This is a genomic window from Pandoraea pneumonica, from assembly GCF_049918595.1.
In the GTDB taxonomy this organism is placed as follows: domain Bacteria; phylum Pseudomonadota; class Gammaproteobacteria; order Burkholderiales; family Burkholderiaceae; genus Pandoraea; species Pandoraea pneumonica_A.
Window position 1 is genome coordinate 194,763 of record NZ_JBNCRZ010000006.1, and the last position, 15,093, is coordinate 209,855.

Here is a 15,093-nt window from a genome sequence, read left to right on the forward strand (position 1 = left end):
GCGCGATATTACCTTGCGCGCATCGCTGGACTTCAACGCATTGGCTTGCGCGCCAATGACTGCGATCAATACCCGCTCAACACCGCAAAAGCGAGCGCCCCGCCCGAGAGAATCAGCAGCACGAAGAACAGCGGCAGAATGAACTTCAGCCACTGGCCGAAACCGACGCGCGCCGTCGCCAAGTAGGCCAGCAACATCCCCGATGTCGGCGTGATCATGTTGGTCAAGCCACCACCCAGCAGGAACGCCAACACCGACGTCTGAGGACTCACCCCCGAGAGCTGCGCAATCGGTCCGATGATCGGCATGCTCACGGCAGCCTTGCCCGACACCGACGGAATAAACACGTCCAACGCCATCTGCACGCCCATCAACCCATTGGCCACGGCGACAGCCGATTGCCCGCGCACCATCTGCGTGAAGTCGTTGATGAGCGTATCGAGCACATAGCTTCCGTGCAGAATGATTTCGACGGACGCCGCCAAGCCGATCAACAGCCCCGCAAGCATCATGCCCTTGAGACCTTCGACGAACGCATCGGCCGCCGTGCGCGAATCGAGCCGTCCCACGACCGCCGTCACCAGACTCGTCAGCACATAGAACGCCGACAACTCCAGATTGCCCCACTTCAATTCACGCGTGCCGTACACGAGCATGGCCGCCGCAACCGCCAGCACGAGCAACGTGGCCTTATGCCGCCCCGAGAGCCGCGCGTGCAGATGCGCCACTTCCTGCATATGCGCACGAGCATCGGCAAGCCGATACTCGCTGCGATACACGTGCCAAAGGAAATACGCGATACCCAGCGCGAGGAAGACAACGAAAATCGCCACGCGCAGGCCAAGCCCGGAGAACAACGGCAACCCCACTAGCGGCTGCGCGACAGCCAGTGCGAGCGGGTTGGTCACCGACGCGATGTAACCGATCTTCGCGGCAATCGCCACGAGCGCCACTGCAAACAGATTCGACAGCCCCAAGCGCCGCGTGAGCACCATCACCATCGGAATCACCACCAGATATTCCGAGATGAAGCCGAGCAACGTGCTGCCCAGCGCGATCAACACCATCAGCAACGGGGCCAGCACGTACATGTTGCCGGAGGTGAGTTGCAGCAGGCGGTCGATACCGGCATCGATGGCACCGGTCTTGCGCATCACGCCGAACATGCCGCCGACGAACATCACCATGAAAATGAGCGGCGCGTTCTTCACCAGGCCCTGCGGCACGGCGAGAAACGCCGACACCACGTTGGCGGGCTGGGCCTGCTCGGGCGTGCTGTGCGTCGCCTTCGGTGCGACGAGCATGCTCACGTCGTGCGTCTTCGGCACCACCTGATACGTGCCCGGCACGACCAGCTTGCCTGCGCGCTCGAAGCGCCCCGCGTCGACCCACCACGTCATGGCGACCGCCATGATCAACACCCAGAGCATCATCACCACCGGATGAAGCATCTTGCCGTGCGGTTTCTCTTCTCGGCCGGAGGTACCGTCGCCTCGATCGGCGTGGGCAGCCTCACCCGTGTGACCCGGTGCCGACGCGGGAAGCGAAGCGGAATGGGAATGCCCGTCGACGGGCGTCGGCGCAAGCGCTGTCATGGAAGTCCTGCCTGTTGTCTCGTTGTGTTTGTGAAATGACGTCGCGCTGCGCCCTGCCCGTGCTCTCTTGCGGAGCCAGCGGGCAACTGACGCGCTATGCCACCCGGTTCGCGGGCGGTGCGGCGTTGGATGCAGCGGCACCGGCGGTGCCGACGTACCCGAGTTCTGCCGAAATCTCGCGGCTGCACGCTTGCAGACGCTCCAAGTAGTCGGGAATTTCGATGCGGCTAATACGAGCTTCCGGCCCTGAGATCGAGATGGCCGCGACGACTTCGCCCGACACATCGCGCACCGGCACGGCAATCGCCACCGCACCGCTCGTCACTTCGCCAGCACTCATCGCATAGCCCTTGCGTGTGACGGCCGCCAGTTCTTCGGCGAACGCCATCGGCTCGGCCGCCGCCGGCAAATGCTTCATGCGCGCGAAAAACTCATTGCGGATCGCATCCTGCGCGAACGCCAGCAACAACTTGCCGGACGCCCCAGAGCTGATCGAACGGCGATTGCCCACCGCACCTACCGAGCGCACTTGGTGCGTGGTCTCGCAACGTGCGACGCACACCGTTTCGAGTCCCTCGCGCACACGCAGCACAATCGTCTCGTTGATTGCCTGATTGAGCACCAGCATCGACTTCTGCGCAGCCCGCACGAGAATGTTCTGCTGCGACGCCGCCACGCCGATCACGAATGCCTGCGGCCCCAGCGCGTAAGTCGTGGTGCGCTCGTCCTGCAACACGAAGCGGTTGTGCTCCAGCGTGCACAGCATGCGATACGTGCGCGACTTGTTGATGCCCAAGCGATTCGACAGCTCGGTCACCCCCAGCCCCGGGTGCTCGGCCACCAGCGAGAGCAGCTTAAGGGCGCTGTCGACGGAATCGACGATGTAGTTCATGAGATTTCCTTCGGGCTTAGCTGCGCCTGCACCCAACGGGCCAGCGCAGCAGTGAACGTTTCCAGATTGCGCCCGAGCGTATCAAATCCCGCGTGCTTCACAAAGCGCGCTTCGTCCATGTACAGCGCCCGGTTGATCTCGATTTGCAAACTGGAGCGGCGTTTCGCCGGATCGCTCACGGCGGTGAGCAGATCCCCTCCCTGATACGGCGTATTGACCTGCACGCGATAGCCAAGCTCACGCAAGGCTTCGGCCACCCATGTCGTGAACGCCGGGTCGGCAGTGGTGCCGAGCCGGTCGCTCACGACCATGTCGGGACGCTGTACGCCTTCGTCCACATTCATCGCATTGCCGCGCGACTTCATCGAATGGCAGTCGACATGCCACAGCGCACCATGCTCTGCGACGGCCGCATTCGCCGCGTCGGCCAGCGCCGCCCGATAAGGCAGGTAGTACGCGTCGAGCCGATGCTGCACTTCGGCCACCGTGAGCTTGCGGTCGTACATGGGCATACCCGGCAGCGCATAGCGACGCAGCAACCCCATACCGCGCGCCGAATACTTCTCCGGCACGATCGGGCCGGGCCACGGCGCATCGAGCATGTCGGCATCGATATCGGTCGCGGCGCGGTTGGCATCGATATAAGTGCGCGGAAACTTCGCACCGATCAACGTGCCGCCATGGCGAGGCACACAAGCCCACAACTCGTCGACAAAAGCGTCCCAACCGGAGAGGAGCGCTTCGTGCGACGCAATCGTGCCGAAGTCCTCAGGTATCTCGATGCCGCTGTGCGGCGAGTCGAACACCATCGGCAGCGACGCCCCTTGCGCGGGCGTGACGAAGTACGCCGCATGGGCTGAGGCGGATAACACCAGCGTCGGGCCCGCCACCTGCGCACGCTGGGAAGCGGCTTTGTTGTTTTCTTGCGTCACCATCGAAATTTTTTCCAACCTCTTGACCGCAACTTCGCGACCGGAAACCACCTCTCCCAATCGCTTCGAAACGCCAATGTTTTATTTATTAAAACAACGTATTAAAAATTAAGCCTCAAAAAATTTGGCCGGTCAAGCACCCTCGATGACCTTTTTGCCCGGCGATCATTGACGAGCCTCTCGTTATCGCATCAAAACCTTCTGAATTTCAAGCGTTTCAATCATTGAAATGCATGTCTTGTCGAATCCTCGCCATTCTCACGCCAGTAATTTTTTCTCGGCGGTTGACGGCTTGCCTCACTCGAATCGATAATTTTCAAAACGTCGTTTTAATTATTAAAACATTCGAACAAATCACTCAAAAACACCCGGAGGGGGGATATGAATCACAAGGCATGGCCAATCGCACGCTTGGCAGTTCTGGGCCTGAGCACGGCCGTATTGAGCGCATCGGCATTCGCGCAATCGAACGTGACGATCTATGGCTTGCTCGACAGCGGGGTCACGTACGTCAGCAAGGTCGCTGGCCCGAGCGGTACGGCAACTGGCAACCGATTCAGCGTGGATAGCGGCGATCTTCAGCAGTCGCGCTGGGGCATGAAGGGGACGGAGGATCTGGGTGGCGGCATGAAAGCCCTGTTCATCCTCGAAGGGGGCTTCTCGGTCGCCAATGGGACGGCCGGGCAAGGCAACCTGCCGCTCGGACGCACGTCGGTCGTTGGGCTGTCGAGCCCGTACGGTACGGTGCAGTTGGGCCGCCGCAAGGACTACATCGACGAAATCGCCACGTGGTACTCGAGCGTCTACAACTTAGGCACGTTCATCAACGGCGTGCACGACAACAATCTCGATCGGGTTGGCGGCAACCGCTCGAACAACTCGATTCGCTACGACTCGCCTGACTTCCGCGGCCTGACCGCCAACGCGACGTACGGCTTCGGCGGCACGCCGGGCTCGATGTCGACGGGTCAGTCGCTCGGCTTCGGCGCGAACTACAAATATGGCGGCTTCGGCATTGGCTTCGGGTACTGGCAATCGCGCCTGGGCACGGGCACCGCTGCGGCCAACTCGTCGAGCGACGTGGGCGCAAGTTCAGGTGCGGGGTGCGATCCGGCATACGGACATGCGGGCGACGTATGTATCCGCACGTGGATGGTGGGTACGAGCTACAAGTGGGACAAGGCGCGCATCTACGCCTCGTGGTCGCGCACGCTGCAACCGCTCGCACGCTTTGGCGGCACTTCGGCACCGTTCGCCACCACGTTCACCAGCGCGGCAAGCACCGGGGCTTTCGCCGCCGCTGGCTCGAACAACAATGCGACCAATGTGTTCGACGTGGGTGTGAACTACTGGGTGCTGCCGAACCTTGAACTGGTCGGCGCGGTGCTGCATTCGCGCTATTCGTTCGTCGGCGCTCCGGATACCGGCCGCCTGCTCCAGTTCAACGTCGGGGTGGATTACTTCCTGTCCAAGCGCACCGACATCTACTCGTATTTCGCGAACCTGCGTGCGTGGAATATGTACAACCCGGGTGTGACCGGCGGTGCACCGGGACGCGATGCCACGCAAAGCGCCATGACCATCGGCGTGCGTCACACGTTCTAAGCGGAATCCCACTCACCGTTGATACTGACGGCCGCCCACAACGGGGGCCGTACCGATGCCCGCATGAGATGAGTCTCGTGCGGGCATCGTCGCATTGGCACGCAGTGCAAATGCGTGAGTGCATGAGTGGTCGATGCGTCAGTGCATCAGTGTGAAGTGGTCGTCACACGAGGCGGGCAATCGCTGCCCTCGCACGCCGACGGCGGCGCGCCGCGCGCTTGCGCCACTGGCGCTGCGTCAGCCCGTCCGAATCCGATTTGCTGAAAGACACCGCCACCAAGCTCGAAGCCTGTGGCGTAGTGATAAGCGGCGACCGTCGAGCCCAACGCCACCGAAATCAACAACAACGTACCCGCACGCCAGTGGCGCCGGACCGTGGAAGCCATGTCTCCTCCCTGTCAGAGGTCGGCCCGCTCGGACGGCGCTCGTCACCACATTTGGCGACGTCTCGGCGGGGATCGAGTTCCAGTCACTACTGAGTCTCGTTTTTTTGCGATTCTGCACGCCCCGCCCCCGCTTTGTCATCCCCGGCTATCCCTAAGCCCGAAAAATATATCGTGTCGTGATATATTTTTGCGCTTTCGGGCCTATGCTTCGTTACTAATCGCTTTCGACCTATTCAGAACCCATTCGAAACCCATTCAATCATGACCCACGCCACTTCGCCTGCCGCCAACGACCCGGCCCCCATCACGGCCGACGCCCTGAACAAGAGCGATTTCGAGGCGCTTTCGGAATTTCGCTATCGCCTGCGCCGGTTTCTGAACTTCAGCGAGACGGCCGCGCGAGAAGGTGGCATCACGCCGCAACAGTATCTGTTGCTGCTGCACGTGAAAGGTATACCGGGACGCGAGTGGGCGTCGATTAGTGAATTAGCGGAGCGCCTGCAAGCCGTGCATCACAGCGTGGTCGCACTCGTCGCGCGATGCGAAAAGGCCGGGCTCGTCACACGTCGCCAAAACGAGAGCGACCGGCGCGTCGTCGAAGTGCATCTCTCGTCTGTGGGCGAAGCGTGCCTCGCCAAACTTGCCGCACAACACCGCAACGAACTGACGACGTTCGCGGACATCTTCCACATTCGTGGCGTTCACCTGTAAGCAACGGCCAGTTCATGTCATCCGTTTCCGATACGACTTCTCCGATGGCCCCGCCTGCGCATGCGCGCGATTTTGCGCAAACGCCGGGGCTGCCTCGGCTCATTGCGCTGGCGGCTTTCATCGGCTTCTGCGGCGTGCCTGCTGCGTGGTTGCTGCTGCATCTGATTCAGGGCTTCACCAACCTGTTCTTCTATCAGACGCTGTCCTTCGCGCCGAACTCCCCAGCGCACAACACGTTAGGGCTGGCGGTTATCGCGCTCCCAGTAATCGGCGGGTTAATCGTCGGTGCGATGGCACGCTTCGGCAGCGACAAGATTCGCGGGCACGGTATTCCTGAAGCGATCGAAGCGATTCTCTTCGGCAAGAGCAAGATGTCGCCGCGCGTGGCAGTGCTCAAACCGCTGTCGTCGGGCATCGTCATCGGCAGCGGCGGACCGTTCGGGGCCGAAGGCCCGATCATCATGACGGGCGGCGCGGTCGGCTCGCTCATCGCACAGGCGTTCCATCTGAGCGCCGCCGAGCGCAAGACGCTGCTCGTTGCCGGGGCAGCCGCCGGGATGACCGCCGTCTTCGGCACGCCGGTCGCTGCGGTGTTGCTCGCCGTTGAGTTACTGCTATTCGAATGGCGCCCTCGCAGTTTGTTGCCGGTCATCGTGGCATGCGCCGTTGCTGGTTTTGCCCGGCCCCTGATGCTCGAAGCCGGGCCGCTGTTCCCGATGACGACACCGCCCGTGGTACCGATCGCGCTCGTGTCTTGTGTGATTGCCGGTGTCTGCGCGGGGGTGTTGTCGGCAGGCATGTCGCGTGCGCTTTACGCCATCGAAGACGCGTTTCACAAGCTGCCGGTGCATTGGATGTGGTGGCCCGCCATCGGCGGCCTCGCCGTGGGTATCGGCGGCTATTTGCAGCCGCGCGCACTGGGCGTCGGTTACGACGTCATTGCCGACTTGCTCGCGGGGCACTTCACGATGCATGCAGCGCTCGCGCTGCTGCTGGTCAAGGCGGTTATCTGGGCCATCGCACTGGGCTCGTGCACGTCGGGCGGGGTGCTGGCCCCGCTATTGATGATCGGTGCCGGACTCGGCACGTTGCTCGCGCCGGTGTTGCCGGGCGGCGACGTTTCGCTCTGGGCGCTCATTTGTATGGCGGCCACGCTTGCGGGCGTGCTCGGTGCGCCGCTGACAGCCATCGTCTTTGCGCTCGGCCTGACGCACGATGTGAACGCGTTGTTGCCACTTCTGCTCACTTGCGGCGTCGCCTACGGCGTAAGTATCTGGATCATGCCGCGCTCGATCATGACCGAGAAGATTGCGCGACGTGGACGCCACATTCATCGCGAATACGGTGTCGATCCGCTTGAGCGTCTGCACGTCGGCGAGCTGATGACGCGCGAGCCTGTCGCCCTGTCGGCGGCGATGTCCATCGACGATGCCACCGCGCAGGCTTTCGGCGCCGGTCAGCGTCATCGCGCGTATCCCGTGACCGACGCTACGCATGCGGTGCTGGGCATGGTTGACCGGCAAGCACTCACCCGCGCACAAGACAACGGTCTGCAAACGCTGGGCCAGTTGTACGGCGTGAATCCGCCGCTCGTGGCGTTGCCCGGCGAGACCGGACGCATCGTCTCGGCGCGCTTTGCCGCCCACGGCCTGGAGCGTCTGCCAGTTGTGGCCGACGCCACGTCACGCCGTCTCATCGGCATCATCAGCCGCAGCGATCTGGTCAAACCGGCCGAGCATTGGCGTGCCGAAGAGCAAGTGCGCGAGCGCATGCTTCATCTCGGACGCCGACACAACTAAGTTCGCCGCAATACCCACACTGCGCGTGTCGCCTCCATTGACGCGCGCCGTGTGGGTGTCTCACCATCGGGACACTCGTCACCCGAACGCGCCTCTCGCGCCCTTTCCCGATGGCAGCTTCGAAATCGAAAGACGTCTCCACCGGCCACCGCATTCGTATCGGCGTGGGCGGCTGGAACTTCGCACCATGGCAAGGCACGTTCTATCCCGAGAAATGGCCCAAGCGCCGCGAACTCGAATACGCCAGCCGACATCTCACCTCGATCGAAATCAACAGCACGTACTACGGCTCGCAAAAACCCGCGACGTTTCGCAACTGGCACGACGAAACTCCGGACGACTTTGTGTTTTCGGTGAAGGCCTCGCGCTTCGCCACGAATCGCCGCGTGCTTGCCGACGCCGGGGAATCGGTGCAACGATTCTTCGATAGTGGCGTGTTGGAACTTGGCAAAAAGCTTGGCCCGGTGAACTGGCAGTTCGCACCGACCAAAGTATTCGACGCGGAAGACTTCGAAACCTTCCTTAACCTGTTACCCACTTCGGCGGGCGGTCACCCAATCCGCCACGCGCTCGAAGTACGGCACGAGAGTTTCGCGGCGCCCGAGTTCATCGCGTTGGCGCGGAAGTACAAGGCGGCCGTCGTGCTGGCAGGCGACGCGGAATTTCCGTGCATTGCCGACATCACGGCACCATTTGTCTATGCGCGAATCATGGGGACCGAAGAGCGCTACAAACTCGGCTATGCCCCCAAAGCCATGACCACTTGGATCGAGCGCGCCAAGACATTCGCCAACGGCGGCATGCCCGCCGATCTCGACACCGTCTCCGGCACCCCGCCCAAAGTGAAAGGCCGCGATGTCTACCTGTATGTCATCAGCGGCTTCAAAGAGCGCAATCCCGCTGCCGCGATGGCGATGATCGAGCGTCTGTAACCGCTGATTTCTCCCAGAGCCGAAATATAAGTTTTCGGACGACGCACAACAACTTACAAAACATAAGAATGTAGAATCTGCCATCGATTACACATCGCATTATTTCGCGACGATCCATGGCAACGAATAAACTACCAGTACATGAGTTGGAATTCATGAAACTGTCGTCCAATTTCCTTGAGTTGGAGCGAAAACTAAGCACACTTGGATGGCCGACGCCCGGATTATCGAAATACGCGAAGCATGTAGGAGCCTCTTGGTTTCGTTTGGCAGAGGAGCATCTCGATGAAGCAAAAAAGATAAGAAAATCCGGATGCTCGAGAGCGTGCTTTTCCCGTGCCTATTATGCGGCCTACAACGCGTCAAAGAGCGTTCGTTATATGGTCCAAGGCAATGTGAGCCTAAAGGGTGACGACCATAGCAAAGCCTCATCGGATTTGCCTCGCGACTTTCCTGATGTGGGGTCTTGGGCGAGCAGAGTCGGCAAATTGTATGAGCATCGTCTGCGCGCTGATTACGACAATTGGGGCTCCACAACCTCCGAAAATACGATGAGGCCAAGCGAGGCAATAGCCGACGCAGAAGCATTCTTAGTCGCGGCCAAAGATTATCTGAACAAAAAATGTGGTATGACGCTATGACTTCTCAGACAACTATAGATACGAGTGCCCGTGAAGCCATCGACGCGTTTGAACGCGAAATCGGTGTGACAGGCGTCCCATCTATCAGAGCGATAATTGGAAATCGCGAGTTCCTCAAGTTTTCCGTTGGCAAAGAGGCACCGCTGTATGAGTACGCCCTATATGAAAGTCAGAACAGTCTTCATGAAGACAATCCCTTCCGGGGGGCAATGGCGCTTGCGCCAGTAAAATCAAAAAGCTTCCCTGCGTCTATTGAGGCCAGCGCACTTCTCACCCTCCTGACAAGATCGACACGAGAAGTCTCACAGGGGGCCTCTACTCAAGGATATACGGTGCCATATGTGCCATTCCAAAAGAGAGAGGATCATCAACTCGCGCAACCGGCCTCACATATCGTTAGAGGGCGTCGAGGAGTTGGAAAGTCTACGTTGATCCGTCGAGCAACAGAGTTACTCGCCCAAACTGCGTCGGTCGTCGCTGTCCTCGACATGCAGACGTACTCAACTCTCGAAGGTGAAGAATTAATTCGAGAGGTAATGTACGACGTGTGCACGACGTTGGCCGCTTCTGCGCAAGAAGTCGCCACAAGGTCTGCGGCCAGCGTCGACACGGCACCACTACTCAAAGCCTCCGAGGACATTAGCTCAGGAAAAGTCTCAGTAGAACGAGCGCCCGTTATCATCAAGCGAGCACTTACATCCCTTACAAAGAACTTATCTTGTAACGCCTTTGTATTCCTTGACGATTTTCACTTAATCAGGCACGACTCTCAACCTTCGCTATTACACACACTCAATGCCGCGTTAAAAGGCGCAAACGGGTGGATCAAGGTTGCTGGTCTCAGCTCGCTACTCAATGTTTACTCGCCATCGACACACAAAGGCCTACAAGTCCCGGGCGATGCGCAATATATATCACTTGATCTAACACTGGAAAATCCAGAGGCTGCCGAAACACACCTCAGGGCCATCTTGGAAGGATTCTTGAGGGCTGTTGGTTATAGCCTGACAAATTCCGTTATCCCAGAGAAGGCTTTTCGGAGATTGGCGTGGGCAAATGCCGGCGTTCCCAGAGATTTTCTCCAGATGTTTGGCCGATCTTTGGAGCATGCCAACCGAAACCGTCATGCGACGATCACGCTATCCGATGTCAATGTGGCAATTGGTGAATTTGGGCAGCAGAAGATGGACGATCTTCAACGAGACGCCAGAAATGAAGCAGGAACTCTTCGGACGGCTCTGACCAGCCTGGAAAAGCTGTGTCTAGATGTAAACAAGATAAATGCATTTCTCGTAAGAAGTGATGTTTCATCGGAACGCATAGTAGTTCAAGTGCTAAGCGATCTCCGCATGGTTCACTTAATCCATCAGTCGATCACTCCGAGAAAGGCTGGGGAAAGATTTGAAGCCTACATCTTAGATTACTCACTTTTCACCGGATTTCGCAGACGTCCAAACGTTAAAGAAATGATCCCGAAAGAGCTTCAATTTAAGGCATCCGAATTGCGGGCTCTCCCCAAGGTCGATGATGATTTCTTCGCCGACACGCCTTAACTCCGTCGACCATAAAAAACGCGGCGCACAAGGCGCCGCGTCAACACAACAACTACGGTCAATCGATGGTCAGTGCATCGCGGCAGACTTGCGCGCGTCGGCGGCGTCTTGCGGCGACACCTGATCGCCACGTGCGCGCTCCCAAGCGTTCTTGGCCAGCAACGCGATGGTTGCAATCACCGCCGGAATCGCCAGCAGCGAGAACGTCGCCGAGAAGCCCAGATGGCGGCGCATCAGTTCCGCGCCCAGCAGTGCCCCCGCAATACCGCCAAAGCGGCCAATCCCAAGCATCCACGCCACGCCCGTCGCCCGGCCATGCGTCGGATAGAACATCGCGGCGAGCGACGGCATCGACGATTGCGCACCGTTCATTGCCGTGCCTGCGAGGAAGATCAGCGTCACCAGCATGCCGATATCGCCCATCGCCTGCCCTACGGCATAGACCAGCACCGCCGTCAGCGCGTAGCCGAAAGCCACCACCTTCTGTGCGTTGAACTTGTCCATCAGCCAGCCCGACAGAATCGTGCCGACACCGCCACCCAGCGGGAACAGCGCGGTAATCAACGCGGCACGCTGCACCGTGAAGCCCGCATCCTTGAACAAGATCGGCATCCAGCTTGTGAGCAGGTAGAAGATCACCAGCCCCATGAAGTAGGTCACCCACAACATCACCGAACCAAACCCGTATTGCTTCGAGAGCACCACGCCGATGGGCGACGCGGCGCGCTTCGGTGCAGCCTCGATGACGGTGAATGTCGCCACATCGTCCAGCGACTCGCCCGAAATGCGCGACAGAATGCGACGCACGCGTTCCACCGGTTTTTGATGCACGACGAGATACTTCACCGACTCGGGCAACAAGAAAATCAGCAACACTGAAAGCAGCAGCGGCAACACGCCGCCCAGCACCAGCACGCTATGCCAGCCGAACGTCGGAATCAGCCACGAGGCGACGAAGCCGCCGACCGATGCGCCCAACGGGAATCCGCAGAACATCGTGTTGACGATCACCGCACGCCGCGCTTCAGGTGCGAACTCCGAGATCAGCGTCACGGCATTGGGCATCGCTGCGCCAAGGCCGAGCCCCGTCAGGAAGCGAAGTACGGTGAGCGTGGTCAGATCCTGCGCAAAGGCCGTCGCGAGACTGGCCACGCCGAAGAACACCACCGAGAGCACGAGCAGCGTTTTGCGTCCGAGACGATCGGCGAGCGGGCCTGCGAAGATCGCACCGCCTGCCAGACCGAACAGCGCCGCCGAGAGTACTGGGCCGAGCGAGCCCTTATCGATGCCCCACTCCTGCACGAGTGCGGGCGCAATGTAGCCGATAGCTGCTGTGTCGAATCCGTCGATGGCGACGATGAAGAAACACAGAATCAGCACCAGCCACTGGTAGCCGGAAAACCGTTGTGCGTTGATATAGGCGGGCACATCCACCGTGCGCGTCTGGGTCATGAAGCTGTCTCCTCGGAGCTTTGGCGCTCCGTATGTCGTCGTTCTGAATCGGGCTGCGTCTTGCGTAGACGGCGGGTGCCCCGCACGTTTGTCCCGATTTTGACGCTACTGTACGTCTTTCCTCCACCGCTCGAAATGATCTTTCGTCAGACCATCCATAACGGGCGGTTATGCCCCCGGCAGCGTGGGCCGGGGTGCGAACCTTATAGCACGGCCAGCCGTCAGGCCAGCGGCAGCCCGACATAGTTTTCCGCCAGCGTCAGCGACGCCGCACGCGAGCTCACCACGTACTCCAGCTCGGCCCGCTGCATTTGCTGCTCGAACGGCGAGGCGTCGTCCAGACGGTGCAGCATGCGCGTCATCCAGTACGAGAAGTGTTCCGCACGCCAAATGCGCTTGAGCGCCGCCTCTGAATAGCCCTTGAGCGCGTCTTCGGTATCGCGGTGGTAGAAGTCGTCGAGCGCGCGCGCCAGACGCCACACGTCCGCCACGGCCAGATTCATCCCCTTGGCGCCCGTGGGCGGCACGATATGCGCCGCGTCCCCCGCGAGGAAGAGCCGCCCGTGCTGCATGGGCGTCGCGACGAAGCTGCGCATCGCGACGACGTTCTTCTGGAAGATGCGCCCTTCCTTCAGGCGCCAACCGTCGTCGCTCTCCGTGCGTGTGTGCAGTTCGTGCCAGATGCGCTCGTCGCTCCAAGTTTCCGCGCGCTCCGCGGGATCGCACTGGAAATACATGCGCTGCACCATCGGCGAGCGCGTGCTGATGAGCGCGAAGCCGCGTTCGTGGGCGGCATAGATCAGCTCGTCGGACGATGGCGGGGCTTCGACCAGCACGCCGAACCAGCCGAACGGGTACACGCGCTGGTACTCCTCGCGCACGTCGGACGGAATTGCCGCGCGGCATACGCCATGGAAGCCGTCGCACCCCGCGATGAAGTCGCAGGTCAGACGATGCTTCTGACCGCCCACGACGAATTGCACGCTGGGTTGCGCGCTATCGACGTCGTGCACCGAGACGTCGGACACGTCGAACAGAATCTCGCCCTGTACGGCCTCGCGTGCGGCGATCAGATCCTTGATGACCTCGTGCTGCGCGTAGACCGTGATGGCACGTCCGGTCAATTCGGTGAGCGCGATGCGATGACGCGCGCCACCAAACGCCAGTTCGATACCGTGGTGCACCGCCCCTTCACGGCGCATGCGCTCGCCCACGCCCGTCTCGTTGAGAATATCCATCGTGCCCTGCTCCAGCACACCGGCGCGAATGGTCGATTCGACCGCCTCACGCGAGCGCGATTCGAGCACGATCGATTTGATGCCCTGCAAGTGCAGCAAATGGGAAAGCAGCAGCCCGGCAGGGCCAGCGCCGACGATCACGACGGGGTAATGGGTACGCATAAGGTTGTCTCCTGAAATTTGCGTCGCCCTCTGCGGACACAAACGGCATGCGCGAGCGTTGTATTTCTTGGCTGCACTTCACGCATTGCACCAACTTCGGACTGCGTGTAAACGAGCATGTCGAAACACGCGCAGATACCTTGTCACGAGGGGCGAATGCGTCATATCTTATGGACCGCGCGCGTCGCATTGAATGGATGAATCGACGAGTTTCTTGTACTTTTCCGACAACTTCGCCCAAGGGAAAACCAGTATGTCAGGCTCGTCATCCCGGCTGCGCGCGGCGCGCGAGGCCATTCCGGAGTTCTCGCTCTACGGCGAATTGCATGAGACCGACAGTGGCGACTTCGTCCATATCGAATGGATCGAGACGCGCAGCCGTTTGTACGACTGGCATATCGATACGCACCGCCATTTGGGACTGTTTCAAGTACTCGCGATCTTCGAAGGCACCGTAGAAGCCAACGTCGACGACGAGACGTGGGAAGTGGAAGGCCCCGCTGTCATCACGGTGCATCCCTCAGCAGTGCACAACTTCCGCTTCAGCCGCGGTGCGCATGGCTTTGTGTTGACGATGGCGCAGAGCGTGCCGTTCGATGCCGCGTTCGGCGTGGATGCCGATATCGAATCGCTGCTGCGCAAACCGTGGCTCTTCGCGCTGGGCGACGCCCCGCAAACGCGCGACCGCCTCTATACCCTGCTGGGCCTGATCATGGACGAGTTTTCGCGCCCGCAACTCGGGCATGCGGAGATGGTCGGATGGCTCACGCGCAGCGTGCTGCTGCTACTCACGCGATTGCGCGCTCATCACGATTCTGCGTCGCGCGCCGGACGCACAGAACTCGATCTATTCGCACGCTTTCGCGCGCTGGTGGAAACGCACTACACCGAGGCATGGAGTGTGCCCGCGTATGCGGAAAAGCTTCACGTGACGGAAAGCAAGCTCAACCGGCTATGCCGACGTATCGCGGGCAAGTCGGCGTTCGATCTGGTGCAGGATCGCCTCATGCTCGAAGCCCGCCGCAAACTCATCTACATCCCCGCGCCGGTATCGCACGTCGCGTACGAACTCGGCTTTCAGGACCCGGCGTACTTCTGCCGGGTCTTCAAGCGGCATGTGGGCGTCACGCCGTCAGCGTTTCGGCGCTCGGCCCAGCACGAGCATTTAGGCGACGAGGTGCCGCAAGCGCTGTAG

13 protein-coding genes are annotated in these 15,093 nt (G+C 60.4%); 7 read left to right on the top strand and 6 right to left on the bottom strand.

Annotation, left to right across the window (positions count from 1 at the left end):
• Positions 1–65 precede the first annotated feature (65 nt).
• The 3 genes from ACPWR9_RS22705 to ACPWR9_RS22715 form a co-directional block, all read right to left on the bottom strand.
• Positions 66–1,595, bottom strand: coding sequence for a YfcC family protein (locus ACPWR9_RS22705; RefSeq protein ID WP_426300946.1), 1,530 nt, complete (start codon positions 1,593–1,595; stop codon positions 66–68).
• Positions 1,596–1,689: 94 nt separating this feature from the next.
• Entirely contained in the window at positions 1,690–2,487 is a 798-nt protein-coding gene (locus ACPWR9_RS22710) for an IclR family transcriptional regulator (RefSeq protein ID WP_426300948.1), read from the bottom strand.
• Positions 2,484–3,296: an N-formylglutamate amidohydrolase gene (locus ACPWR9_RS22715; RefSeq protein ID WP_426301051.1), complete on the bottom strand. Its 813-nt coding sequence runs from the start codon at positions 3,294–3,296 to the stop codon at positions 2,484–2,486. The genes ACPWR9_RS22710 and ACPWR9_RS22715 overlap by 4 nt, the downstream gene beginning before the upstream one ends.
• 504 nt (positions 3,297–3,800) lie before the next feature.
• On the opposite strand from ACPWR9_RS22715, the gene ACPWR9_RS22720 reads away from it, so the two are divergent.
• On the top strand, positions 3,801–5,024 hold the full coding sequence (locus ACPWR9_RS22720; protein WP_426300950.1) for a porin: 1,224 nt from the start codon (positions 3,801–3,803) through the stop codon (positions 5,022–5,024).
• A 146-nt stretch (positions 5,025–5,170) separates the two neighbouring features.
• On the opposite strand, the gene ACPWR9_RS22725 is transcribed toward ACPWR9_RS22720, so the two are convergent.
• Positions 5,171–5,410: a hypothetical protein gene (locus ACPWR9_RS22725; protein ID WP_426300952.1), complete on the bottom strand. Its 240-nt coding sequence runs from the start codon at positions 5,408–5,410 to the stop codon at positions 5,171–5,173.
• A 261-nt stretch (positions 5,411–5,671) separates the two neighbouring features.
• Between ACPWR9_RS22725 and ACPWR9_RS22730 the strand changes: the two genes are divergently transcribed.
• From ACPWR9_RS22730 to ACPWR9_RS22750, 5 genes are all read left to right on the top strand, one after another.
• Positions 5,672–6,121 (top strand): MarR family winged helix-turn-helix transcriptional regulator, encoded by a 450-nt coding sequence (locus tag ACPWR9_RS22730; protein ID WP_426300954.1) that lies wholly within the window; start codon positions 5,672–5,674, stop codon positions 6,119–6,121.
• A 44-nt stretch (positions 6,122–6,165) separates the two neighbouring features.
• Positions 6,166–7,920: a chloride channel protein gene (locus tag ACPWR9_RS22735; protein WP_426301053.1), complete on the top strand. Its 1,755-nt coding sequence runs from the start codon at positions 6,166–6,168 to the stop codon at positions 7,918–7,920.
• A gap of 110 nt (positions 7,921–8,030) precedes the next feature.
• Positions 8,031–8,852 carry a DUF72 domain-containing protein gene (locus ACPWR9_RS22740; RefSeq protein WP_426300956.1) on the top strand — a complete coding sequence of 274 codons (822 nt, stop codon included), beginning with the start codon at positions 8,031–8,033 and terminating at the stop codon, positions 8,850–8,852.
• A gap of 155 nt (positions 8,853–9,007) precedes the next feature.
• A complete protein-coding gene (locus tag ACPWR9_RS22745; RefSeq protein ID WP_426331126.1) occupies positions 9,008–9,493 on the top strand; it encodes a HEPN domain-containing protein in 486 nt (161 codons plus the stop codon).
• Positions 9,490–11,046, top strand: coding sequence for a hypothetical protein (locus ACPWR9_RS22750; protein WP_426300960.1), 1,557 nt, complete (start codon positions 9,490–9,492; stop codon positions 11,044–11,046). Before ACPWR9_RS22745 ends, ACPWR9_RS22750 begins: the two co-directional genes overlap by 4 nt.
• A 69-nt stretch (positions 11,047–11,115) precedes the next feature.
• Here ACPWR9_RS22750 and ACPWR9_RS22755 read toward each other — a convergent pair whose 3' ends face one another.
• On the bottom strand, positions 11,116–12,498 hold the full coding sequence (locus ACPWR9_RS22755; RefSeq protein WP_426300962.1) for an MFS transporter: 1,383 nt from the start codon (positions 12,496–12,498) through the stop codon (positions 11,116–11,118).
• 221 nt (positions 12,499–12,719) lie between these two features.
• On the bottom strand, positions 12,720–13,898 hold the full coding sequence (gene pobA / locus ACPWR9_RS22760; RefSeq protein WP_426300964.1) for a 4-hydroxybenzoate 3-monooxygenase: 1,179 nt from the start codon (positions 13,896–13,898) through the stop codon (positions 12,720–12,722).
• Between the two features lie 253 nt (positions 13,899–14,151).
• Between pobA and ACPWR9_RS22765 the strand changes: the two genes are divergently transcribed.
• Positions 14,152–15,093 (top strand): helix-turn-helix domain-containing protein, encoded by a 942-nt coding sequence (locus ACPWR9_RS22765; protein ID WP_426300966.1) that lies wholly within the window; start codon positions 14,152–14,154, stop codon positions 15,091–15,093.